This window comes from Streptomyces sp. SID12488, from assembly GCF_010548275.1.
GTDB lineage: Bacteria > Actinomycetota > Actinomycetes > Streptomycetales > Streptomycetaceae > Streptomyces.
The window spans coordinates 175,310-197,268 of the sequence record NZ_JAAGLT010000008.1; the positions used below are offsets into that span (position 1 = coordinate 175,310).

The 21,959-nt window shown below is 69.1% G+C and carries 21 protein-coding genes and 3 pseudogenes; 7 read left to right on the forward strand and 17 right to left on the reverse strand.

All coding sequences use genetic code 11. From position 1 onward, the window contains the following. The first annotated feature begins 165 nt into the window (after positions 1–165). Positions 166–1,437 carry a discoidin domain-containing protein gene (locus tag G3I56_RS15710; RefSeq protein WP_164409593.1) on the forward strand — a complete coding sequence of 424 codons (1,272 nt, stop codon included), beginning with the start codon at positions 166–168 and terminating at the stop codon, positions 1,435–1,437. 284 nt (positions 1,438–1,721) lie between these two features. On the opposite strand, the gene G3I56_RS15715 is transcribed toward G3I56_RS15710, so the two are convergent. After that, complete coding sequence (locus G3I56_RS15715; RefSeq protein ID WP_164409594.1) at positions 1,722–2,774, reverse strand: LacI family DNA-binding transcriptional regulator; 1,053 nt, start codon at positions 2,772–2,774, stop codon at positions 1,722–1,724. A 113-nt stretch (positions 2,775–2,887) separates the two neighbouring features. Between G3I56_RS15715 and G3I56_RS15720 the strand changes: the two genes are divergently transcribed. The 4 genes from G3I56_RS15720 to G3I56_RS15740 all read left to right on the forward strand — a co-directional run bounded on the left by G3I56_RS15720 (position 2,888) and on the right by G3I56_RS15740 (position 6,090). Next, the gene (locus G3I56_RS15720) at positions 2,888–3,040 is read left to right on the forward strand and encodes a hypothetical protein (RefSeq protein WP_164409595.1); all 153 of its coding nucleotides are present in this window, start codon (positions 2,888–2,890) and stop codon (positions 3,038–3,040) included. A gap of 308 nt (positions 3,041–3,348) precedes the next feature. Beyond that, positions 3,349–4,665, forward strand: a complete 1,317-nt coding sequence (locus G3I56_RS15725) for a ferredoxin reductase family protein (RefSeq protein WP_164409596.1) — start codon at positions 3,349–3,351, stop codon at positions 4,663–4,665. 301 nt (positions 4,666–4,966) lie between these two features. After that, positions 4,967–5,785 carry a phytanoyl-CoA dioxygenase family protein gene (locus G3I56_RS15735; RefSeq protein WP_164409597.1) on the forward strand — a complete coding sequence of 273 codons (819 nt, stop codon included), beginning with the start codon at positions 4,967–4,969 and terminating at the stop codon, positions 5,783–5,785. Beyond that, positions 5,782–6,090: a hypothetical protein gene (locus G3I56_RS15740; protein ID WP_164409598.1), complete on the forward strand. Its 309-nt coding sequence runs from the start codon at positions 5,782–5,784 to the stop codon at positions 6,088–6,090. The genes G3I56_RS15735 and G3I56_RS15740 overlap by 4 nt, the downstream gene beginning before the upstream one ends. 39 nt (positions 6,091–6,129) lie before the next feature. Here the strand turns inward: G3I56_RS15740 and G3I56_RS15745 are convergent, their stop codons facing one another. From G3I56_RS15745 to G3I56_RS15785, 9 genes are all read right to left on the reverse strand, one after another. Next, complete coding sequence (locus G3I56_RS15745; protein ID WP_164409599.1) at positions 6,130–6,771, reverse strand: TIM barrel protein; 642 nt, start codon at positions 6,769–6,771, stop codon at positions 6,130–6,132. After that, positions 6,768–7,694, reverse strand: a complete 927-nt coding sequence (locus tag G3I56_RS15750) for a sugar phosphate isomerase/epimerase (protein ID WP_164409683.1) — start codon at positions 7,692–7,694, stop codon at positions 6,768–6,770. The genes G3I56_RS15745 and G3I56_RS15750 overlap by 4 nt, the downstream gene beginning before the upstream one ends. A gap of 5 nt (positions 7,695–7,699) precedes the next feature. Then, on the reverse strand, positions 7,700–8,311 hold the full coding sequence (locus tag G3I56_RS15755) for a nucleoside deaminase (RefSeq protein ID WP_164409600.1): 612 nt from the start codon (positions 8,309–8,311) through the stop codon (positions 7,700–7,702). A gap of 14 nt (positions 8,312–8,325) precedes the next feature. Next, positions 8,326–9,852, reverse strand: coding sequence for a GMC oxidoreductase (locus G3I56_RS15760; protein WP_164409601.1), 1,527 nt, complete (start codon positions 9,850–9,852; stop codon positions 8,326–8,328). Positions 9,853–9,907: 55 nt separating this feature from the next. Further along, complete coding sequence (locus G3I56_RS15765) at positions 9,908–11,062, reverse strand: ROK family transcriptional regulator (protein ID WP_164409602.1); 1,155 nt, start codon at positions 11,060–11,062, stop codon at positions 9,908–9,910. Positions 11,063–11,144: 82 nt separating this feature from the next. Next, on the reverse strand, positions 11,145–12,038 hold the full coding sequence (locus tag G3I56_RS15770; RefSeq protein WP_164409603.1) for a carbohydrate ABC transporter permease: 894 nt from the start codon (positions 12,036–12,038) through the stop codon (positions 11,145–11,147). Beyond that, a complete protein-coding gene (locus G3I56_RS15775; protein ID WP_164409604.1) occupies positions 12,035–12,988 on the reverse strand; it encodes a sugar ABC transporter permease in 954 nt (317 codons plus the stop codon). Before G3I56_RS15775 ends, G3I56_RS15770 begins: the two co-directional genes overlap by 4 nt. Before the next feature lie 7 nt (positions 12,989–12,995). Next, positions 12,996–14,297, reverse strand: a complete 1,302-nt coding sequence (locus G3I56_RS15780) for an extracellular solute-binding protein (protein WP_164409605.1) — start codon at positions 14,295–14,297, stop codon at positions 12,996–12,998. Between the two features lie 389 nt (positions 14,298–14,686). Continuing rightward, a complete protein-coding gene (locus tag G3I56_RS15785; RefSeq protein ID WP_164409606.1) occupies positions 14,687–14,848 on the reverse strand; it encodes a hypothetical protein in 162 nt (53 codons plus the stop codon). Between G3I56_RS15785 and G3I56_RS15790 the strand changes: the two are divergent. Beyond that, a pseudogene (locus G3I56_RS15790) lies at positions 14,847–15,827 on the forward strand (aldo/keto reductase). The gene G3I56_RS15785 and the pseudogene G3I56_RS15790 sit on opposite strands and share 2 nt — an antisense overlap. Positions 15,828–16,017: 190 nt before the next feature. On the opposite strand, the gene G3I56_RS15795 reads toward G3I56_RS15790, so the two are convergent. Then, positions 16,018–16,911, reverse strand: coding sequence for an alpha/beta hydrolase (locus tag G3I56_RS15795; RefSeq protein WP_343239950.1), 894 nt, complete (start codon positions 16,909–16,911; stop codon positions 16,018–16,020). 254 nt (positions 16,912–17,165) lie between these two features. Here G3I56_RS15795 and G3I56_RS43845 point away from each other — a divergent pair. Continuing rightward, positions 17,166–17,273: pseudogene (locus G3I56_RS43845) on the forward strand (aldo/keto reductase); the annotation flags it as partial. A 188-nt stretch (positions 17,274–17,461) separates the two neighbouring features. Here G3I56_RS43845 and G3I56_RS15805 read toward each other — a convergent pair. The 6 genes and pseudogenes from G3I56_RS15805 to denD all read right to left on the reverse strand — a co-directional run bounded on the left by G3I56_RS15805 (position 17,462) and on the right by denD (position 21,782). After that, positions 17,462–17,611 (reverse strand): DUF4440 domain-containing protein, encoded by a 150-nt coding sequence (locus G3I56_RS15805; protein WP_164409609.1) that lies wholly within the window; start codon positions 17,609–17,611, stop codon positions 17,462–17,464. A 25-nt stretch (positions 17,612–17,636) separates the two neighbouring features. Next, complete coding sequence (locus G3I56_RS15810; RefSeq protein WP_164409610.1) at positions 17,637–19,229, reverse strand: Na+/H+ antiporter; 1,593 nt, start codon at positions 19,227–19,229, stop codon at positions 17,637–17,639. Continuing rightward, complete coding sequence (locus tag G3I56_RS15815) at positions 19,226–19,366, reverse strand: hypothetical protein (RefSeq protein ID WP_164409611.1); 141 nt, start codon at positions 19,364–19,366, stop codon at positions 19,226–19,228. Before G3I56_RS15815 ends, G3I56_RS15810 begins: the two co-directional genes overlap by 4 nt. A 19-nt stretch (positions 19,367–19,385) precedes the next feature. Beyond that, positions 19,386–19,769, reverse strand: coding sequence for a DUF2255 family protein (locus tag G3I56_RS15820; protein WP_164409612.1), 384 nt, complete (start codon positions 19,767–19,769; stop codon positions 19,386–19,388). A gap of 266 nt (positions 19,770–20,035) precedes the next feature. Then, a pseudogene (locus G3I56_RS15825) lies at positions 20,036–20,524 on the reverse strand (zinc-binding dehydrogenase); the annotation flags it as partial. A 226-nt stretch (positions 20,525–20,750) separates the two neighbouring features. Next, positions 20,751–21,782: a D-erythronate dehydrogenase gene (denD, locus tag G3I56_RS15830; protein ID WP_164409613.1), complete on the reverse strand. Its 1,032-nt coding sequence runs from the start codon at positions 21,780–21,782 to the stop codon at positions 20,751–20,753. Positions 21,783–21,959 lie beyond the last annotated feature (177 nt).

Sequence of the window (21,959 nt, forward strand, 5' to 3'; positions counted from 1 at the left end):
CGCACTGTGAGAGACCGCCTACTGGCGAATCCGGCAGCTCTCACAGCGCGGGCGCACCCCGCTGTCCGGTTACCGCGCTCCCACCGCTATCCGGAGGTAAAAGCAATGCTTCCATCCAGTAGTTCCACTCACACGGTCACGCCGTTACGGACCCGATCCCGCGCCATGACGGCACTGATCGCCCTGGCGACCACCATCGGCTTGGCGCTGACCCTGCTGACAGCCGCAGCCCCGCCGGCGGCCGCAGCCGACCTGCTGTCCCAGGGCAAACCCGCGACCTCCTCGTCCGCCGAGAACGCGTCCACCCCCACGTCGGCGGCCGTGGACGGCAACACCGGGACGCGCTGGTCGAGCACGTTCAGTGACCCGCAGTGGCTGAGCATTGATCTGGGCGCCACCGCCACCATCACCCAAGTCGTGCTGCACTGGGAGGCCGCGTACGCACGTGCGTTCCAGATCCAGACCTCCGACAACGGCACCACCTGGGCCACCATCTACTCGACCACGACGAGCACCGGCGGCGCGCAGACCCTCGACGTGAACGGCAACGGCCGGTACGTCCGCTTCCAGGGCACCCGGCGCGGCACCGCCTACGGCTACTCGCTGTGGGAGTTCCAGGTATACGGCACCGGTGAGGACACCCCTCCGGCCAACGACATCCCGGACCCGACGACCGCTTCCCTCGAGGCCACCGACGGGCCGCTGACCACCGCCACCTACACCGTTCCCGGCCCAACCGGGTACGGCTCCGGCACGGTCACGTACCCCACGAACAGTGGCTCGTACCCGGGCGTCGTACTGATGCCTGGTTATCAGGGCACACAGCAGAACCTGCAATGGCTCGCGCCCCGCCTCGCCTCCTGGGGCTTCGTCGTCATCAACGTCGGCACCAACACACTCACCGACGATCCCGCATCGCGTGGCCGCCAGATCAGCGCCGCCGGCACCCAACTGCTCGCCCTCGGCGACGCCACCGGCAACCCGATGTCCGGCAAGCTCAACGGCACGCTCGGTGCGGTCGGTCACTCGATGGGGGGCGGTGGCGTCATGGCGGCCCTCCGGGACGACGCACGCTTCCGTGCGGGCGTGCCCACGGCCCCCTACTACCCGAACATGAACTTCTCCGCAGTCACCGACCCCACGTTCTTCCTGACCTGCGCAAGCGACCCCGTCGCCCACGGCAACACCTACGCGCTGCCCTGGTACAACTCCATGTCCCAGGCCGAGAAGCTCTACATCGAGGTTCCGGGCGACCATCTGTGCCCGATGACGGGCTCCGGCAACAAGGCCAAGCAGGGCAAGTGGATCGTGTCGTTCCTCAGCCTCTGGCTGCGTGCCGACACCCGCTTCAGCCCGTTCCTGTGTGGTCCCGTACGTGACGCCGACAGGAACAACACATCCCTGATCACGCGCTGGACGGACACCTGCTCGTTCTGACCGGCTCGCTCGGAGCGCTCCGCCGCCCGCCGACGCAGCGCTCCGAGCCTGCCGCCGAAGCCGTCGCCGCCCGGCCCGGCGGACCAGGTCCATGCCACGACATCGAAGCCTCTGCGGACCGTCCTGCCGCACACCGGGTACGGCACCCCTCGTCCGCAACCCACTTCCTCGCGCTCCGTTTCCCCGTTCTCGCACGCCGCCCATACGAGAAACAAGGCCGACCGGATCCGAACGACACGGGACGGCGAGGCAATGCCCCCGCCACTGTGGTCCGGTCCGTGCGGTCAGGGGGTGCCGTTCTCTCGACGTACCGGTCGTCGTGTGGACCGGCGAGGGGTCAGGACCGGCTGAACGAGCCGATGCCGGTCCACACCGCTGCGGGCGTTGACGAGAGCGATCAGCAGGTCGACCGCTTCGTCGCTCACCCGGTCCGGGCGGAGGCCCAGCGTGGTGAGGGGCGGTGTCGTCGTCGCGTAGTCCGGATCCTCACTGATGCACGCCACCAGCAGATCCTGCGGCACTCGAAGCCCGTGGTGCCGGGCGGCGGCGAGGATGTTGTGACCGGAGTCGGAGTAGACGCCGATGACGGCGTCCGGTCGTGGATCGTGGTTGAGCAGTCGGCGGACAGCGTCCCGTTCGGCCGTGAAGTAGTCGGGCAGCGAGGCGTACTCCTCGACGAGGGTGGGCATGTCGTGCTCGGCGCACCAGGAGGCATAGGCGCGGCCGATCCGCTGCGGGTACTCGTCGTCGTGCAGCGGTTGGGAGAGTGCGATCCGCCGGGCGCCGGCCTCCGTGAGGTGGTCGAGCAGGAGGTGCAGGCCCGCCTCGTAGTCGGTGTCCACCCATGCGTCGCGCCAGTGCGGCTGGGGCGGCCGGCCGGCGGTGACCATCGGGATACCCCGCTCCCGCAGGATGGAATGCACCGGGTCGTCGGCGAGCGGCTCGACGTGGACGACGCCGTCCATCGGCGTGTTGAGCCACATCCACGGTGACAGGGAACTCGGCATCACCATGAGCATGTAGCCGCGCTCGTGCGCCGCCGCCATCGAGCCCAACGCCAGCTGCGCGTAATAGGGGATCTCCATGTACGAGACGGGAAGGTCACCGTACGTCGTCATGGTCATGCCGAGCACGCCGGTGCTCCCGCGGGCCAGGGCCCGGGCCGCGCTGGCCGGGGCGTGACCGACCTCGCGCGCCGCGGCGAGCACGCGTTGCCTGGTCGCCTCGGACAACCGGCCGGTGCCGTTGAGCGCGTTCGACACCGTGGCCGTCGACACTCCCGCCCGTGCCGCCACGGCGCCGAGCGTGGGACGCCGCCAGACACGCGAACTCGTCATGTGTACCCCATGCATCCCAACAGCCCTATGACGGCTTGTGGTTAACACCTTAATCACTCAACGTACGCGGCGACGGCGGTCCGGACGACTGCCGTCGTGTGAGGAGTAATCAGATGCCAGATGTTCTCGACGGCACCTACGCGGCACCCTCGGACGGCCCGCTGCGCCGACGGACGTTACTGGCCGCCGCCGGGGTGGGCGCCCTCGCGGTGACCGTCGGCAGTGGTCACCGACCCGCGCATCGCGTCGGCGGCCTCGGCGCGTAGGGCTGCCGACTCGCTGGGGCGGCCGACTGCGGGTTCACCAGGGTGATGTCGAGGAACGAGAGGGCGCCCCGCGAAGTGATCGCAGGGCACCCTCATGAGGCACGTGTGGTCCGCTCGACCGGCGTGCCGATCGCGGAACAAGAACAGTCGAGGCCAAACAGGGCCAACTCCTCGCCATGTTCCGTACTCTTGCCCCGCCCAGGGGCGCCGTATCAGATCAGGACGCGCGGGTCCCCGCGACCGCCCGGGTACCGGGCCGGCGCGTCACATGGACAAGAGGGGAAGCGGTGGAGGCTACAAGTACACGGTTGCGACAGGGGACCATACCTCCGGTCGTCGTGGCGCGTTGGGCGCTGTGGACGTTTGTCGTCGTCAACCTGGTGATCGTCGAGGTCCTGTTCCTCACCGCCGGGACCGGCAAGAACGGGGTGCTCACGGTTGCCAAGTTCTTCGGCCTGCATGCCGCCGTGCTGATGCTGTTCCAGCTGCTGCTGGTGGCCCGGCTGCCGTGGCTCGACCGCCGTATCGGCATGGACCGGTTGACGGGGTGGCACCGGTGGGTCGGTTTCTCGCTGTTGTGGACCCTCCTGACCCACGCCGTGCTGGTGGTGCTGGGCTACGCGAGGCTCGCTGACACGTCGATGACGAAGGCGTTCTCCTCGCTGGCCGGAGTGCCGGCCTCCCTGCTCGGGATGCTGGCCGCGGCGATCGTCGTCGTGGTCGCCGCGGTCTCCGCCCGACAGGTGAGGCGGCGGCTGCGGTACGAGACGTGGCACGGCGTGCACCTGCTGCTGTACGTGGCGTTGGGGCTGGCATTCGTCCACCAGTTGCAGGAGACCACGACCTTCAGCTCCTCCGCGCCCGCGATGATCTACTGGTGGGCCCTGTGGCTGTTCGCGTTCGGTGCCCTGGTCACGGGGCGGATCGTGATGCCTCTGTGGCGCAACGCCTATCACCGTTTCGAGGTCGTGGCGGTGGTGCCGGAGTCGGACGACGTGGTGTCGGTGCACGTCACGGGCCGACACCTCGACAAGTTGCCGGCCAGGGCGGGCCAGTTCTGCATCTGGCGGTTCCCCGGGCACAACCACTGGTGGCTGGCGAATCCCTTCTCGCTGTCGGCAGCACCCGACGGCCGCACACTGCGTCTCACCGCCAAGGCGGTCGGCAGCACCAGCGCCGGCCTGCGGCACGTTCCGGTCGGGAGCCGCGCGTTCGTCGAGGGGCCGTACGGGGCGTTCACCTCATTGCACCGGACACGGCCCGGCGCACTGCTGATCGCCGGAGGAGTGGGGATCACTCCGGTTCGAGCCCTGCTGGAGGAGGAACCGGCCGGCGACGTCGTCGTGCTCTACCGGGTACGCAGCGAGGACGATGCCGTGCTGGTCGACGAGGTACGAACTCTGGTCGCGGACCGCGGCGGGCAGCTGCACCTGCTCACCGGCCGAAGGGGGGAAGGCAGCTCGCCGTTCGAGCCGGAGAGTCTCCGTGCCCTGGTTCCCGACATAACCGAACGCGACGTGTACGTCTGCGGGCCGCCCGCGATGACCACGGCCGTGCTCAGCTCCCTGCGCGGGCTGAAGGTTCCCCACCTGCAGGTGCACGCCGAGCGGTTCGGTCTGGGCTGACGGACTTGAGGCTCCGATGGGCGCTCCGATGGGCGTGTCCATCGGAGCCTCGGCGCAGTTCCGCGGGCCCACGCCATCTTCGGCACGGGTGATCGCGCGCCGCGCCGGCTCCTGCCACGTCCAGCCGTGCCCCTTCAGCAGCCGCCATGTCCTCTCCACCGTGTACTCGATGTGAAACAGCACAACAGCTGACCCGAGGCAGGTCGAGAGCCAATTCCAGGCGCGGGCCATGGTGGAAAATCACCAGTGCTTGCTGATTACAGCCCACGACTTCCGCACTGTCTCTTTCTACGGTTGGCGTATGTCAACCACACGACAACTACTGAGCACTGTTCAGGTGGCGCGGTTCGTGGCCCACGGTTTCCTGCGCCTCGACGGCATCGTGCCCCGGGAGCTCAACGAGGAGGCGCTCGGCGTCTTCGCGGCGGGGCTGCCCTCAGTGCCGTACGGCACACCCGTGCCGAAGGCGTTCCCCGAGGGTTCCTTCGCGAGACGACTCGTCGAACTGCCCGCCGTAGCAGGCGCGTTGGAGAGCCTGGTGGGCGTGAATCCGACCGTTGACCATCACTTCGTGCACACGCGTGAACCGCGCGAGGGCAGCGCGCAGCCGCTGCACGCCGACGCTCTCATCGATCTGCGGACCGATGCCTTCGATGTGCAGCTCATGTACTACCCGCAGGCGGTCACCGCGGACATGGGCGGCACGCTCATCGTCCCGGGCAGTCATCTGCGCCGGACCAACGAGTCCGATACCGGCCGCTACCAGAACCTGCGCGGCCAGGCCCGGCTGACCTGCCCGGCCGGCACGGTCATCCTGCTGCACCATGGCATCTGGCACGGAGGCAGGCGCAACGACAGCGACATCGTTCGCCACATGTACAAGATCCGTCTCAATCCGACCGTGCCGCAGGTGCGGCTCTGGGACACGGGGGACCTGTACGACCCGGCCGTGCGTGAGGAGTTGGGACACTTTTTCCCCTGGTACGAACAGGCCACCGGCAGGCTGGAGATCCACAACCGGATCAGGCTCTGGCGCTTCCTGGCCGCCGACCCCGACTTCGACATCGACTACTGGGCGACCCGCATCACCAACCGACCTGCGCAGAGGAGAAGTGCGTGACCAGTTCGACCACAGTGCGGCAGCAGGTTCTTGTCCTGTACCTCGGCACATCCGCCCTTGACTCCCCGGTCATCGGATGGGCCCGCTACGACGGTACCGGCGCAACCCGGCCCACGACCGGGGACAGCGATGGGCCGCCGTACGAGACGGGCGTCGCCGCACTGGAGGACGGCTGGCGTCTCATCCAGGCCGCCCAACTGATCCCGCCCTACCCGGGGGCGGAACACGAGACGTCGTTCCTCAAGCACGAGTTCTTCTTCGAGAAGCTCGTGCAGCGCGAGCCAGACACGACGACGCCCTTGTAGCTGCCTGAGCAGCAGGAACAGCGAAACGCCGCCGGAGAATCAAAGGAGGGCTCGGGCCGTTGCGTAGACGTGGCTGCTGTCGCCCAGTGGTGTCGCCTCGATGCCTACGTAGCCCTCGTAGCCGGCGTTTTGGAGCCAGGCGAGTTCCGTGGCCCAGTCGATGGTCCCGGTGCCGAACTCGTGGCGGCCCAGGAGGGAAAGTGCCGATCGTGAACCGGAGATCAAGGCGTTCGGTCCTTCGTGTTCTCGATCGACCACTTCGACGAGCAGTTCGGGGCCGTCCCCGCTGACTTCTTCCCCTGCCCGGGCGAGTACGGCGACCGCGTTGTGGACCTGAGCGGTCGGCTCGATTCCCGGCGCGACGTCGCCGGCGAGCACGACGAGTCGAGGAGTGTTCACCTGCCGAGCGGCCTCGGCGGCTGCCCGCACCCGGGTGAGGAACTCGTCGTGCGAGGACGGGTCACCCAGGTCGCACTTGTTCTTCCACGACTCGACGCACAGCGTGATCAGTTGCGTGTCTGTCGTGTCCAGTGCTCGTGCGAGCCGGGCCAGATCCTTGTCCCACCAGCCCCAGATTTCCACCGCACGGAACCCGGAGTCGGCCGCGGCGCGTACTCGGTCGTCGAGCGGCCGGTCGCCTTCGAGGAACAGCGTCTCGACGCAGGCGGAGAAGTCGATCAAGAGAAGGCCTTCTTTGCCACAGCTGTACCCGCCCTGAGCGCGGCGACCGGATCGGCCGCCTCGTCCAGTTCGATGAGTACCGTGCCGGCGCCGGGTGTGCGGGACATCGCCTCGGCCCAGCCCCGCCAGTCCACGATGCCCGTGCCCAGTTCGGTCATGTAGGGCTGCTGCTGGGTGAACACCGTGTCGTCGATGGTGAGTTCGACGTCGATCGGCCCGACCGCGTCCTTCCAGTGCGCCAGGGCGATGCGTTGCGAGTGGCGGCGTGCCACGGCGACGGGGTCGCCGCCGCCGAGTGCGATGTGGCAGGAGTCGGGGCACAGCCAGACGTAGCGCGGGTCGGTCAGGGCCATGAACAGGTCGATGTCCCGCTCGTACCAGAGCGTGCTGTTGGACTCGGTGTGGAAGGCGAGTTTCACGCCGTGCTGTGCGACGGCCTCACCGACGGTGTGGGCGATGTCGGCCATCCGGGTCATGTACGCGGCGTCGACGAAGAAGGGCGGCCGTGTCCCGTACGTCGTGCGCATGGGCAGTCCGGCGACGAGGAGTTGCGCCCCCACGTCGGCGAGGAAGGCCGCGCGTCGCTCGGCGTCGGCGACGATCGCGGGCAGGTTGTCGCCGTCCCGCCAGTCGGGGGCGTCGCTGTCCGCGATGAACGCGCTCACGACGGACAGACCCCGGGCTGCCAGCTCGCGCCGGAAGGCGGGCGCGCTGCCGAAGGCCCGCAGGGCGGACTCGATGTCGCCGGGGGCGAAGGTCAGTTCGATGCCCGTGACACCGGCCTCGGCCAGGGCGTCCATTACCCGGTCCCAGAAGCTCTCGGGGTTGGCCAACGCCCAGTCGCGTACGGCGTCGGCGGAGGTGAGGTCCCAGAAGCCCGGGTGGTAGAAGGTGACCACGTCGGTGGCGAAACGCGGTGTCACGGCTGTCATTCGGCACCGCCACGGGCGTTGTAGACGACGATTCCGTCGGCCTCGTCGACTGCCTCGCGATAGTTCCGGAACACTGCCAGCGCCTCGTCCCGGAGCACGTCCTGGACGACCTTGATGCCGCGTGTCTCGAACTGTTCGGCCCAGTCCGCGCCGAGCGGGCCCTCGTCGAACGTGGTGATCTCCTCCAGTTCGGGGCCTTCGCCGGCGACCACGAGGCCGCGCACGCCGGACCACATGGTTGCGCCGTAACACTGAATGCACGGACGCCAGTTGACGACCAGCTCGTGCGTCGGCATCCCTTCGCCGCCCAGGTCCCAGCCGCCGACGGCTGTCTGGGCGAGGCCGAGGGCGACGACCTCGGCGTGTGCGCTGGAGACACCGGAGGCGAGGACGACGTTCACGCCGACCGAGACGATCCGGCCGGTGTCCTGCTCGGCGACGAGTGCCGCGAACGGACCACCGTTGCCCTCACGCCAGTTGCGGTCCGCGAGCCGGTGCACGAGGCGCATCCGGTCGTCGCGGTCCGGGACGACGGCGGGCACGTCGGCCAGCTCGTCATCGATCCACGCGGGCAGTGCCACGCGGTATTCCTTCGCGATGTCGATCATGGTTCAGCTTCCTGTCAGTGGGTGGCGAGCGCCACGGTGCGGGCGGTGACGGCACGGGCCGTCCGTACGGCGGTCACGGCTCCCGTGAGGGTGACGTTGGCGGCCATCGCGGTGGGGATCACGCCGTTGCCGGCCAGGTACAGGTTGTCGATGCCCCACACCCGGCCGTCCGGGTCGCACACGCTGGTCCCGTCGTCGGCCGTGCCCGACCGCACGGTGCCCGTCAGATGCAGGGACGAGCCGGGCGGGAGCAGCGCGAGTTCGGTCGCCGGGTCGAACGGGCCGAACTCCTCGGCCAGTGAACGGACTTCGGCGAGAGCCCGGTCGATGAGGGCGCGATCGGTGTCGGAGTACTCGAACTCGACGCCGATGCGCGGCAGCCCGGCGAGGTCGGTCTCCGATTCCGAGAACACCAGCCGGTTCTCGGGGCGGCACTCGACGGGGGCGTACAGCGTGAGGCCGACGGAGTGCGCGAGGGGGTGCCCGTCCTCGTCCAGGTACGTCCGGTTCATGATCTGTCCGTGGAAGGGCTGGACCGCTCCGTTCTGGGGCAGCCACAGCGAGTCCGTGCAGAACTCGCCGACGCGGGGGAGCGGCAACCTGTCGAGATCGATGCCGAACCGGTCGAGGTCGAGCAACACCCGGGCGGTGACGAAGGCGTGCTCGTTGAGGTAGCGGCCCAGCGCCTCCGGGCGGATGCCCGAGGCGAAGAGCAGTTGCGGGGTGCGCAACGCGTCGGCGCACACCACCACCGCGTCCGCGTGGAGTTCGGATTCCGTGCCGTCGGCGATGCGCCGCAGCCGGGCGCCCGCGACTCGGCCGTCCGAGACGAGAAGGGCCGTCGCGAGTGTCCCCGTCATCAGAGTGAAGGCAGGGTCGCCGCCCGCCGAGATCGCCCCGAAGATCGTCCCCGGGGCAGTGCGCGGCATGGGTCCCGATCCCGTCGAGGTGACCGCCATGGGCATCGGTTGCGGCCGTCGGTCGTCCGGTCCGACGCCCTCGAAGCGACGGCGCAGTACGTCGAGCACCATGCGGCCGGCCTCGGTCGGGCCGATGGGGGAGGGCGTGACCGCCAGCAGCCGGTGCGCTGTGTCGAGATCCGCCGCCCAACGGGCCGGGTCGCCGAAGTCGAACACCTCGGGTCCGGCGGGCCACGGGGTCGCGGCGGTCCAGTGCACGCCCATGCCCCCCGCGTTCCACGCGAGCGCCGTCGCCGGCATCGCCTCGGCGTCCTCGCCGAAGGCCAGCGCGTGGAACATGCCGGGCGTCAGGCCGGTGAGGCTGTCCGCGACCTCACGCACCACTCCGGCGCCCGTGTACATGCCCTGGATACCAGTGCCGACCTTTTCGTTGTAGCGCGACCAGAGAACGGGATCGTCCACGTCGTGCAGATGCAGGCCCGGGGCCCTGCCGATGGCCTGGCCGCCATCGACCATGGTGATGTCCAGCGCCGGATCGCTGTCCCGCAGCAGCCGGGCCACCAGGGATCCCATGATGCCGCTGCCCACGATGAGGACGCCGGTGCGGGGGGTGTCGGTCACAAGGAGACTCCATGTCTGGTGCCGCGGGTGTTGATGGGCGGGGGAAAAGCCATGCTCATGCCCGCGGAGCGAGTGGTCCGAACAGTTCGGTGTCCATGCGGTCGAGTGCCAGTTTCACGGCGCCGATCAGCGGGGCGTCGCGGCCCAGCCCGGTGGCGCGCAGCTCGATCGCCGGGGTGCGGGCGGCGCGCATCGCCTCGCGCACCCGGGGCAGCAGCACATCGGCCGCCTCCTCCAGACCGCCGCCGAGCACGATGAGCGAGGGCGCGACCGTCCACGACAGGGTGACGAGGATCGAGGTGATGTTCTCGACGAACTCGTCGACCTCGGCGAGCGCTTCCGCGTCTCCCGCCCGGGCCGCGTCGAAACGGCCCAGCGCGACCCTGCGTCGATCCGCTTCGGGCGAGGTGAGCTGGGCGACCGAGAGGTTCTCGACCGAGCCGACCGGTATCGAGCGCACCTCGATGATCTCCCCCGCTGCGCCGTCCAGGCCCCGGTGCACGGCCCCTCGTATCAGGATGCCGAGACCGGTCCGGTTGCCGAGGATCGCCCAGACGACGTTGTCGTGGTCACCCGCCACGCCCCGCCAACGCTCCGCCAGCGCACCGAGGTTGGTGTCGTTGTCGGCGAACCAGGGCACCCGCAGGCGTCGCCCGAGCTCGTCCGGCAGATGCACACCTTCCCAGCGCGTGGTGTGCACCAGCCGTCGTACGACGCCCTCGTCGTCGATCGCGCCACCAGCCGCGACCGCGCCGGCTCTCAGTCGGTCCACGGAGCCGCCCGCGTCGTCGAGGGCCTCCCGCACCAGGGCTGCCGCGTCATCGAGCGTGGCCTGCGGATCCTGGTAGGCGCGCAGCGGACGCCGCGCCCGGCTGAGGATCCGGCCGCGTACGTCCGAGATGACCGCCGACGCGTCAGAGGTGTTGAGATAGACGGCCGCCAACAGGGCATGCTCCGCGCGCAGTTCGTACCGTCGTGCGGGGCGCCCGGCACAGCCGCTGGTCGGCACGCGGTCGAGCTCGGTGACCCAGCCCGCCTCGATGAGCGAATCCAGGATCAGCTCGTTGGTACGACGGGAGAGGCCGGCCTGTTCGGCGAGCGCGGTCAGTGTCATCGGTCCCGCCGACACCGCCAGCATGCGCAGGATGACCGACGTGTTGACGCGGCGGACGGCGCTCTGGTTCATCCCGTTCGTCGTGGACGTCACCATGCCTTCGCCACCCCGGACTCTGCCCGTCCGCCGAGCGGGTGGAGTGAGTCCGTCCGTTCGTCCATCCGGTCGTCCATCGGGATCACCGCATTCCCGTTCCGGAGATGCCCTGCACGAAGTACCGCTGCAGGAACAGGAAGAGGACGAGTACCGGCAGCATCACGACGATCGCACCGGCGAGCAGCAGGCCGTAGTCGGTGATGTGTGCCGCCGCCTGGCTGGTGGCGGCGAGGCCCACCGGCAGCGTGTAGGTGGACGTGCTCTGGGCGACGATGAGCGGCCAGATGAAGGAGTTCCACGAGGTCAGGAACGACATGATCGTGATCGTCGCGACCGCGGGACCGGCCAGCGGGAGGAAGATCCGGAAGAAGATCCGGAACTCGCCGGCGCCGTCGATCCGGGCAGCCTCCAACAGCTCGTCGGGGATCGACGACGCGTACTGCCGCATGATGAAGACCGACAGAGGCAGTGCGACGCTGGGCAGGGCGATCCCGGCCAGGGTGTCCGCCAGGCCCATGTCGACGGTGATCACGAACTGCGGGACGAACACCGCTGTGAACGGCATCATCATCGCCGCCATGACCGCGCCGAACGCGAGCCGTTTGCCCGCGAATTCCAGCTTCGCGAGGGCGTATCCGGCAGCCGATGCCGCCACGATGTTGCCGATCACAACCATGGCGGCGACCACGAGGCTGTTGGCCATGAACCGGCCGAAGCCTTCGGTCCTGAACAGCCGGGTGAAGTTGTCAAGGGTGATGTCGTGCGGCAGCCAGGCGCCGGGGTCGGAGCGGATCTCGTCGAGGCTGCGCAGCGAGCCGCTGGTCACCCACAGGAAGGGGAGCAGCGTGAGCAGCGCGCACAGCACCAGCGCGCCGTACAGCAGGGGGCGGGCCACGGACCGGGGGCGTACGGAACTGCGGACGCCGGTGGTTCGGGTGGCCAGGTCGGTGTTCTCCGACGCGGTGACAGCGGTCATGCGCGGGGCCTCAACAATCGGAACTGGACGATGCTCACCAGGGCCACGAGCACCAGCGTCACGAAGGACGCCGCCGAGGAGACCCCGTACTCGCCCGCCCCGAACTGGCGGTAGGTGTACAGCGCCACCGACTCGGTCGACCCCAACGGGCCGCCGTTCGTGAGGAGATATGGCTCGTCGAACACCTGGAGGTAGAAGACGGTCAGCAGCACCGAGACCATCAGGGTGGTGGGCAGCAGCAGGGGCAGGGTGATGTGCCTCAACTGCCGCCAACGGCCTGCCCCGTCGAGGGCGGCGGCCTCGTAGACGTCCTGCGGTATCGCCTGCAGGCCGGCCAGGAACAGGACCATCGCGATGCCGAAGTTGCGCCAGACGCCGAGCAGGATGACGACGGGCATCGCCAGGTTCGGGTCGTCCAGCCAGTTCGGTCCGGCGAGGCCGATGGCGCCGAGCACCTTGTTGACGGTGCCGTCGGCGTTGAAGGCGTACTGCCAGATCAGGGCTACCGCCACGACGTTGGTGACGACGGGCGCGAAGAAGAACGTACGGAACACCCCGCGCAGCCGCCGGATGCCGGAGTTCAGCGCGAGGGCCAGTGCGAAGCCGACCCCCATGGTCAGCGGTACCCCGACGGCCACGAAGAGGACGGTGTTCAGGATGTCCCGCAGGAAGCTCTGGTCCTGGAACAGCCGGAGATAGTTGTCCAGGCCGGTGAAGTCGACCGCGAACGGATGCCGCAGGTCCGCACCGTGCAGGTCGGTGAGGCTGAACCCGAGCGCGGCGACGGTGGGGATCGCGGTGTAGAGCAGGAACATGACGAGGAACGGGGTGAGGAACAGCCAGGCGACGGCTGTTCGGTGCACGCCACGGGAGCGACGGCGCGCAGGGACCCTCCCCGGACGGCCGCGCAGTCCTGCGCGCGGCGCCCGGGGGGCGACGTTGGTGGTCATGCGCGGCTCACTTCGTACCCGTGCCGACGCTGTCGGCGTACGCCTGGATGTTCGCGGCGGCCTTCTCCGCGGTCTGTGTGCCCTTGGCCACGGCCTCCATCTCCTTGCCCAGCCGCGTCGCGACCTGCTGCCATGTGCTCACCTGCGGGAACGCCCGCGTCTTCTTCAGCTGCGTGAAGAACGCGTCCAGTAGCGGCTGGCCCTTGATCGCCGAGTCGTCCCAGGCCGACACGACCGCCGGCAGCGAGCTGTACGCCTTGTACTGCGCCACCTGGGTGCTCGGCTTCGACACGTACCGCACGAGCTTCCACGACGCGTCCGCGTTGCCGCTGGTCGCGAGAACGCCCCAGGTTCCTCCGCCGGAGAAGGAGACATCGCTCGATGCCCCGGCGGGCAGGGGCGCGGTGGCGACGTTGGCCGCCGTCCAGCCATCCTTCTTCGCGGCGCCGTCGAGCTGCCCGATCACCCACGGGCCGGTGATCATCGACGCGGTCTTCCCGGACACGAAGTACGGCTGCGCGTCGAGGAACGTGGGCCCGCTGGTGTCGGCCGTGCCGGAGGTGAAGAACGACGCGTTGTACCGGAGGGCGTCGGCCATCGCCGGAGTGTCGAGGGTCCACTTCCCGTCGGAGGAGAGCAGCGAACCGCCGGCCTGCCAGGCGTACATCGCGACGTCCTGGCCGTTGAAGCTGTCCCAGCCGATGTCGGCCCCGAGGCCGCGCTTGGCCCCCGCGCCCTGGAGGGCCTTGAGGAACGGCACCGTCTCGTCCCACGTGGCCGGCGCTTTCACGCCCGCCTTCTTGGCGAGGTCGGCGCGGTAGACGAGCGCGTAAGTGTAGGCGTACCAGGGCACCGTGTAGGCGACGTCCTTGACCACACCGGCGTCCCAGAGACTTCCGAAGAAGTCCGCCTTGTCGACAAGGCCGTCCGGGACGGGCTGAAGGATCGACGGATCGAGGAACTGCGACTGTGCCTCGGGGAAGAACTGGGCGAGGTCGGGTCCCTTGCCCGCTGCGATCGCCGACTGGAGCTTGGTGTAGTACTCGCCGTTCGGGATCAGCGTGATTTTCACGGTGACGTCCGGGTTCGCGGCCTTGAACGGCTTGATGACCTTGTCGAGCACGCCGGCGTCGCCCTGTGGCGCCCAGACCTTGACGGTGCCGGTGGCCGGGTCGGTGCCGATGGGCTTGGCCGCGGCCTTCGCGGTGCTGGTCTCGTCGCCGCGGCCACAGCCGGTCAGGGCGAGGGCGCCGAGAAGAGCGGTGCCGGCGGTCAGTCTGAGGACGCCGCGTCGGGAGGGATTCGACACTTGGGGACTCCTGTCTCATGGCAATGCTGAGGACAGTGGTTTTTTTCATGGCAAAGCACGTCTTTGAGCCTGACGGGCTCAATGGCTTTGATGACTGTGATGAGTTCGATGCGTGCGATGGTGCCTATGCGGCTGATGGTGACGCTATGAAGTGCAGATTTCGGTGGCATGGCGGACCCATCACGAATAATTTCGGAACTTGTAGCGAAATCGAGTGCTGCCGGTCGTCGCCGAGGCGCGGGCATGGGCGAACGGGCGAGTCGGCGTGACGGAGCCTGGCGCTGCGTCAGGCCGGTGGAGGTTCGTGACCCACCCGATCGGGGTGTGCTGAGCCGCCGTAGGGGTGTGCAGGGCCCCGTGACCTGCCCGGTAGGGGAGTGGGGGCCCTGTCACACCTTGAACACCGCTCCCCGGGCCAGCTCGCCCTGCCACCGGACGAGCCCGGCGAGCAGGCTGGAGTCGGCCTGAAGTTCAGACCTCTCGCGCGGGAACCATTCCGCGTCCTCACCCCGGCGTGCGGCAGCGATGCGGCGTGCCGGAGCGGCAAGCATGAAGCACATCAAGCTGGGCGACCTGGAGGTCTCCCGCATCGGTCTCGGCGCGATGCCGATGAACGCCTTCTACACCGGGAAGGACACCGATGAGGCCGAGGGGATCCGTACCGTCCACCGGGCGCTCGAGCTGGGCATCAACCACATCGACACCGCCGAGGTCTACGGCCCCTTCATCAACGAGGAGTTCGTGGCCAAGGCTTTGAAGGGCCGCCGCGACCAGGTGGTGCTGGCGTCGAAGTTCGGGTTCATCTCACACACGGGCGGCGAGGGCCTCGACAGCAGCCCGGCCAGCATCCGGATCGCGGTCGAGGGCTCGCTGAAGCGTCTCGGGACCGACTGCATCGACCTGTACTACCAGCACCGCGTCGACCCGGACACGCCCATCGAGGACACCGTCGGGGCCCTCGCCGAGCTGGTCCACCAGGGCAAGATCCGCCACATCGGCCTGTCCGAGGCGCGCGCCCGACACCATCCGTCGCGCCCACGCCGTACACCCGATCACCGCCCCTGCAGACCGAGTACTCCCTGTGGTCGCGTGACCCGGAGGCGGAGATCCTGCCGACCACGCGGGAGCTGGGCATCGGCTTCGTGCCCTGGTCGCCGCTCGGCCACGGCTTCCTGACCGGCACGATCCGCTCGACCGACTGGTTCGACGAGGACGACTTCCGCAAGAACAACCCGCGGTCCCTCCCCGGTGACTTCGAGCAGAACCTCCGGGTCGCCGACGAGGTCAAGGCCGTAGCCGACGAGGCAGGCGCCACCGCCGCCCAGGTCGCTCTCGCCTGGCTGCTGGCCCAGGGCGACGACATCGCCCCGATACCCGATACCCGGCACCAAGCACGTGGCCCACCTGGAGGACAACACCGCCGCCGATGGTGGGGAACTGACCGCAGCTCAGATCGAGAAGCTGGGCAACCTCACCCCGACCTCGGGCGAGCGTCTCGACGTGGCGGCCATGGGGCTGTCCGACCGCTGATCGGAACCCCGGACGCGTACAGCCTCGGCCCCGCCGATACGGGGACGGGGCGGCTGCATCCTGTTCCTTGTTGTTCATCGTGGAATCTGAAGCACCATACCCTCAGGGCTCTGCAGGGCTCTGCAGGGCTTGTCAGCGCTCCTCAGGGTGAAGATCTGCCTGTCGAATCTCGACAATGAGCCCGTCAGCGTCAGGCGCTGAGTGCCGTGCGTAGCGTGGTGGCCATCAGGTCGATGGCTTCCTTCCCGGCCGGTGCCGGGCCGGTGTGGGTGAAGTAGTGGTCGACACCCTCGAAGCAACGATGGGTGACCGGAACGCCGGCAGCCTCCAGGGCCTTGGCATACGCGTCGCCCTCGTCGCGCAGGCGGTCGTGCTCGGCGGTGATGACCAGGGCGGGCGGCAGTCCGCCGAGGTCGTCGGCCAGTCCGGGTGACACCAGCGGATGGGCGAGGTCGGCGGGGTCCGGGACGTAGGCGGCGGTGAAGACCCGCATGAGCTGAGGCGTGAGCAGAGGCTTGGCGATGGGTGACTGTTTGGTGGCCGGGTCGGCGACCTGGTCGAGCGGCGCGGAGTCGATGATCTGGAGGCGGGGTGCGAAGGCGCCGCGGTCCCGGGCCGTGCGGCAGACCGCGGCGGTCAGGCTGGCCCCGGCGCTGTGTCCGCCCACGGCGAGTCGCGAGCCGTCCCAGTTGTTGGCGGGGCCGTTCTCGGCCACCCAGGCGGTGACGTCGTACGCCTGGGTGACGGGTGCGGGGTACGGCCTCTGCGGGGCGACGGCGTAGTCCACGTTGATCACCACGCATCCGGCCGTGGCGGCTATGTAGCGGCAGATGTGGTCGTCCTGCTCGGGGCGGGCGATCACGAAACCGCCGCCGTGGAAATTGACGTACACGGGGGCAGGAGCCGAGGCGGCGGCCGACGGGCGGTAGACGGTGCAGGTCACCGGCCCGGCATCGGTCTCCACCCGGACGGTCTCCGTGCGCTTCGGGATGTCGGTGAAGCGCAGATCCTTGTGTACGCGGCTCATCACTCGGCCGAGCAGCAGCTGGACCCCTCTGGCCTGGATTCTGGGACTGAATGCCACGGCTCACCCAATCACTACAAAGTTAAATTAACAGGATTCCTGATAATGAAGGCTCGTCCCTGATCGCGCAAGAGGAAACGCGAGCCGACTGCCGCACGCGACGGACAGCGTCAGGGACCCTGTCGCACTCCGGCACCCCGCTACCCAGCGCGGCACGGTCCCCCTCGTGGTGAGCGAAGGCAACAGACCGCAATCAGCTTGAAGGTGAGACATGAGGGACAGGCACCCGGCGAACAGGGAGCCCTTCACGAAGCACGTCCGACGAGGTCTACGGGCCCCACACCGACGAGGACCTCGTGGGCCGGGCCGTCAAGGGGCGCTGTGACCAGGTCGTGGTGGCGACGAAGTTCGGGTTCATGTCGATCGTCGGCCGTGAGGGTCTCGACTGCAGTGGCCAGTCGGCCTGGGTGCCGTAGACCGTCGTCTCGGTGACGATGCGGCCGACGAGGCGGGCGGTGTCGCCGTCCACGTCGACGGCGATGCTTTTCTCTATCACTCCGTGATAGATGAACTGGCCGGCCTGCATCTGGGACAGCCACTCCGACTTGGGCTACTGGTACCCGGTGATGTGGGTGAGGGTGAAGCCGTCGTCGAGCAGGTCGTCCAGGGTGTCGGTGTCGCCGTCGGTCATCGCCCGCAGGTGGGCGCGGTAGGCCGCGAGGACCTCGTTGCGGGGGTTCTCGTCCGGGGACGCGGGCATGGGAGGGCTCCTGTCCTGGTGGGGGTCATTCGGCGGCCTGGCGTCGGGACAGCCGTACCTCTTCGAGGTCGAGCCGGCGCTGGACGTGGCGCAGCACGGTGTCGTCGATCTCGTGGTCGTCGCGCAGGCGGACCAGCGTGGCGCGTTTGTGGGCGAGGAGGGCCAGCCGCAGGGCGGTGTAGTGCCGGTGGTGGCGCAGGATGTCCTCGTCGTCGCCGTCCCTCTCGCCATCGTCGGCGCGGACGACGAGCAGGCGGGACTCGTACTCCTCGCGCATGCGTTCGGCTACGGCCGGGTCCGTGGCCAGGTCGTCGACCAGCGAGGGGAGGGCCTTGAGGGCCTCCTCGGTGGCGGTCGTCTCGGCGTGGAGGCGTTCCTCCTCCACCGACGTGTCGTGGGGCAGCCGGGCCCAGCGCACCACGGCCGGCAGCAGCAGCCCCTGTAGGACGAGACTGGTGATGATGACGCCGGTGGTGACGAAGACGATGGTGTCGCGGTGGGGGAAGGGCGTGCCGGAGTCGAGCGTCGTCGGCACGGACAGGGCCACGGCCAGCGAGACCGCGCCCCTGAAGCCGCCGATCGACGTGATCACGCGGGCGCGGTAGTTCATCCGGCGCCGGCGCTGCTCCGGACGCCGGTCCAGCAGGCGGATCAGGTACGGCACGGTGAAGTTGAAGGCGAAGCGCGCGGCGACGACCACGGCGGAGACGGCCGCGACGGCGATGAGAGCGTGGGTCAGGTCACCGCCGTGCAGTTCGCGTACGGCGGCCTGGGCCTGCAGGCCGACGAGGACGAACAGCGAACCGTTGAGCAGGAAGGTCGCCAGCGACCAGAACTCCTCCGCCTGGCGGCGCATCGCGGCCGCGGCCATGCGCGGTCCGGCCTGGCTCATGATCAGCCCTGCGGAGACGGCCGCGAGGACGCCGGAGGCGTGGATCAGCTCGGCGAGGAGATAGGCGGTGAAGGGGGTGAGGATCATGGTCACGTTGCCCAGCAGCGGGTCGTCGAAGACCCGCCGAGCCCTGATCACCAGCCATGCGGTCAACGCTCCGGCCGCGGTCCCGCCGACGTAGGAGACGGCGAACAGCGCGCTGACGTGCGGGAGGGTGAAGTGGTCCTCGCCGACGGTGATGCCGACGGCCAGCCCGAAGAGCACCAGCGCGGTGCCGTCGTTGATGAGGCTCTCGGCGCGCAGCAGGGTGACGTTGCGGCGGGGCAGTGACTTGGCGAGGACGCCGACGGCGGTCGCGTCGGTGGGGGCCACGGCCGCGCCCAGCACCCATGCCGGACCCCAGCCCAGCCCCAGTTGGTGTGCGACGGCAGCCACGGCTCCGGCGGTGCCGATGACCAGCACGGTGCTCATCAGGATGATGCCGCGCAGATGCCGCCGGATCTCCCGCAGGGAGGTGGTCAGGCTCTCCCAGTACAGCAGCACCGGCAGGAAGATGAGCAGGACCGCCTCCGGCGGCAGCTCCACCTCGCGCAGCGCGGGCACGAAACCGAGCAGCGCGCCGAGAACGAGGAGTACGACGGGCGGGGCGATCCGGTACCGGTCACCGGCGGCGTTGCCCAACAGCACCGCCACACCGAGGACAACGACGAGTTCGAGACCGATCACGGCATGGCTCCCGGCCGGGTCAGGTGGCGGATGATCGGTTGCGCGGCCTTGTGGGAACCGGTGCCACGGCGCTTTACGGTGGTCGGGACGAAGTGCTCGCCGGGTGACGTGGCGGCGTGGGCGTCGAGGGTGAACATCGCTCTTCTCCTGCGGTGTTCAGCGCGGCAGCAGCCGCATGGTCGTCGAGCCCGCGGTGGAGCTCGTGATGCGCTGGATGGTGTTGGCGGAGTAACGGCCGTACTTGGTCCGGTAGGCGGCGTCGACCGCGTCGTTGATCTCGCCGTCGACGTCCTCGAACGCCACGTCCTTCTCTACCCCGCCCGCCTCGACACGGCCCTCGTGGCGGGCTCGGGTGCCACGGAACCAGGCGGAGGTGGGGCCGTTCACGGAGCGGACGTAGATGTCGTCGTCCACGCGCACGACCCAGACGGTGCGCGGGCCGCCCAGCTCGCCGTCCTGGCGCCGGGAGGCGACGTCCAGTTCCTCGGCCGATCCGACCCGGTCGAGTTCGTCGTCGGTCCAGGGAACAGTGGTGGCCATCCGCTCATCTCCTCGGTTCTCGTGCGGCTGTTTCCGCGGGGCGTGCGGAGTCCTGTGGGTGTGAGCAGGTCTTCGACGAGCATCGGGCCCGGTCACTGTTCCCGCATCACGGGCAGACATGCCATGCCGGAAGGCGGCGTTCCAGGGTGTGACACGGCCCCCCAGCCGCTGCCGCCGCGCCCTCGCCGCCCTCGGCCCTATCTCTGCGCGGAGGCTCCTCGTACGGGGTGGTCTCAGGTGGACGTGGCCATGGCCGTGACCGTGGGTCAGGCCAGCGTCGAGGTGTCGATCACGAAGCGGTAGCGCACGTCGGAGGCGAGGACACGCTCGTACGCCTCGCTGATCCTGTCGGCCGGGATGACCTCGATCTCGGAGCCGATGCCGTGCTTGGCGCTGACCGTGTTGACGATCAGGTCGAAGGTTCCGGCCAGCTCCTCGAAGGTGGTCGGGTCGCTGGTGGCGGAGTAGTGGTCGGCGCCCAGGCGCAGGCCGTCGTCCATCTTCTTCAGCGACTGCGACAGGACGGTGACCTCAGCGCCCATCGCGTGGGCGAGCTTGACGGCCATGTGCCCCAGGCCGCCGAGACCGATGACGGCGACCTTCTTGCCGGGTCCCGCGCCCCAGCGGCGCAGCGGGGAGTAGGTGGTGATGCCCGCGCACAGCAGCGGTGCCGCCTCGTCGAGGTCGATGCCCTCGGGGATGCGGACGACGAAGTCCTCGGTCACGACGACGTGGGTGGAGTAGCCGCCCTGGGTGAGGGTGCCGGTCGTTTCCGGACGTCTCCCAAAAGTCCTGCGGGCCGAGTGCTTCGGATCACGGGCTCCCAGCCGAACTGCTTGATCGCCACCCGCAGTTGAGGACGGCCCAGCCGACCGAGAGGTGGAGGGCAGGGTCGGGGGTTCGGCGTAGTCGCGGGTGGTGCGGGTTGCCATGGCCGCGATCCGTATGGGACCGCTGACCTCGGTGAGCACGCTCACCGATCTATTCGTCAAGTCCGATCGCTCCGATCGCTCCGGCTGCGATGGCTTCGGGGTGGCCCTCGATGTACGCCCGGACGATCGACTCGAAGTTGGCGTCGGGCTGGAGGCCGAGTGCCGTGGCGCGCGCGTTGTCGAAGGCGGCCGGCCACGAGCCGACGATGGCCTCGATGGTGGGGTCGGGCGTGACCGTCACCAGGTCGGCGACGGCATCGCCCGCCACCCGGCGCAGCGTGTCCAGCATTTCGGCGACCGTGACCGTGAGCGCCGGAAGAATGACCGGAAGGCCGCCTTCGAGCCCGCCCGGGCCGCGTTCGGCCTCGGTGATGCGGAGGATGCCCTCGACGGTACGCTGCGGCGAGGCGAGGGCGACCCGCAGGTCGGGGCTGACCGGGCAGGTGGCCGGGAGGCCCGCGAGCGGCTCGCGGATGATGCCGGACAGGAAGCCGGAGGCGGCGGCGTTCGGCGCGCCCGCCCGCACCGAGACGGTCACCAGGCGTGCCACGCGTCCGTCGATGAAGCCCCGGCGGGTGTACTCGGCGATCAACTGCTCGCAGACGCGCTTCTGCGTTCCGTAGCTGGACTGCGGTGTGGGCAGCGTCGACTCGCTGACCACGGGCGGCAACGGCAGCGCGGGGTCCGAGCCGTAGACCGCGATGCCGCTGGAGAACACCACCCGGGGCATCGGCCCGCCGGTGGTCGTCTGCGTGCGAGCGGCATCGAGCAGCGCGCGGGTGGTGTCCAGGTTGGCGCTCATGCCGAGGTCGAAGTCGGCTTCGCACTCGGCGGAGACCGCCGAAGCCAGGTGGATCAGGACATCCACCGGCTGCTCGAAGATCTTGTCGAGGCGCCTGATCAGGTCACCTCGGACGACTTCCACCAGCGGGTCGGCGACCAACGGCGACCCAGTGGGAACGACTCGGTCCGCGAGCACCAGACGGTCGATGGGCGCACCGCCCAGGGTCCGCCGCCGTAGCAGGACATCGGCGACCTGCTGTCCCAGGAAGCCGAAGCCGCCGGTGATGACGATCCTCATACGCGTTCTCCTCGGTGGTCAAGTTCCTTCAGGGGAAGGTGAGTTGGAGTAGGAGAAGGTGCTGGGTGAGTAGGCTGCGGATGGCTGTGGTCGTGTTGGACACACTGTGTCAGAGGTGCTCGACGCCTTTGCGGTGAGCGTTCGGAATGCTGCCTTCGAACCGGCCGGACGGCGGCG

Coding starts and splice junctions, on each gene's coding strand:
- G3I56_RS15715 (WP_164409594.1), bottom strand. CDS start 2,774: ATGACGAGTTCGCGTGTCTGGCGGCGTCCCACGCTCGGCGCCGTGGCG.
- G3I56_RS15710 (WP_164409593.1), top strand. CDS start 166: ATGACGGCACTGATCGCCCTGGCGACCACCATCGGCTTGGCGCTGACC.
- G3I56_RS15770 (WP_164409603.1), bottom strand. CDS start 12,038: ATGACCGCTGTCACCGCGTCGGAGAACACCGACCTGGCCACCCGAACC.
- G3I56_RS15815 (WP_164409611.1), bottom strand. CDS start 19,366: ATGTTCACCCTCGACGCCCACGCCGCCACGTCACCCGGCGAGCACTTC.
- G3I56_RS15785 (WP_164409606.1), bottom strand. CDS start 14,848: ATGCTTGCCGCTCCGGCACGCCGCATCGCTGCCGCACGCCGGGGTGAG.
- G3I56_RS15735 (WP_164409597.1), top strand. CDS start 4,967: ATGTCAACCACACGACAACTACTGAGCACTGTTCAGGTGGCGCGGTTC.
- G3I56_RS15775 (WP_164409604.1), bottom strand. CDS start 12,988: ATGACCACCAACGTCGCCCCCCGGGCGCCGCGCGCAGGACTGCGCGGC.
- G3I56_RS15805 (WP_164409609.1), bottom strand. CDS start 17,611: ATGCCCGCGTCCCCGGACGAGAACCCCCGCAACGAGGTCCTCGCGGCC.
- G3I56_RS15755 (WP_164409600.1), bottom strand. CDS start 8,311: ATGATCGACATCGCGAAGGAATACCGCGTGGCACTGCCCGCGTGGATC.
- G3I56_RS15720 (WP_164409595.1), top strand. CDS start 2,888: ATGCCAGATGTTCTCGACGGCACCTACGCGGCACCCTCGGACGGCCCG.
- G3I56_RS15765 (WP_164409602.1), bottom strand. CDS start 11,062: ATGGTGACGTCCACGACGAACGGGATGAACCAGAGCGCCGTCCGCCGC.
- denD (WP_164409613.1), bottom strand. CDS start 21,782: ATGAGGATCGTCATCACCGGCGGCTTCGGCTTCCTGGGACAGCAGGTC.
- G3I56_RS15820 (WP_164409612.1), bottom strand. CDS start 19,769: ATGGCCACCACTGTTCCCTGGACCGACGACGAACTCGACCGGGTCGGA.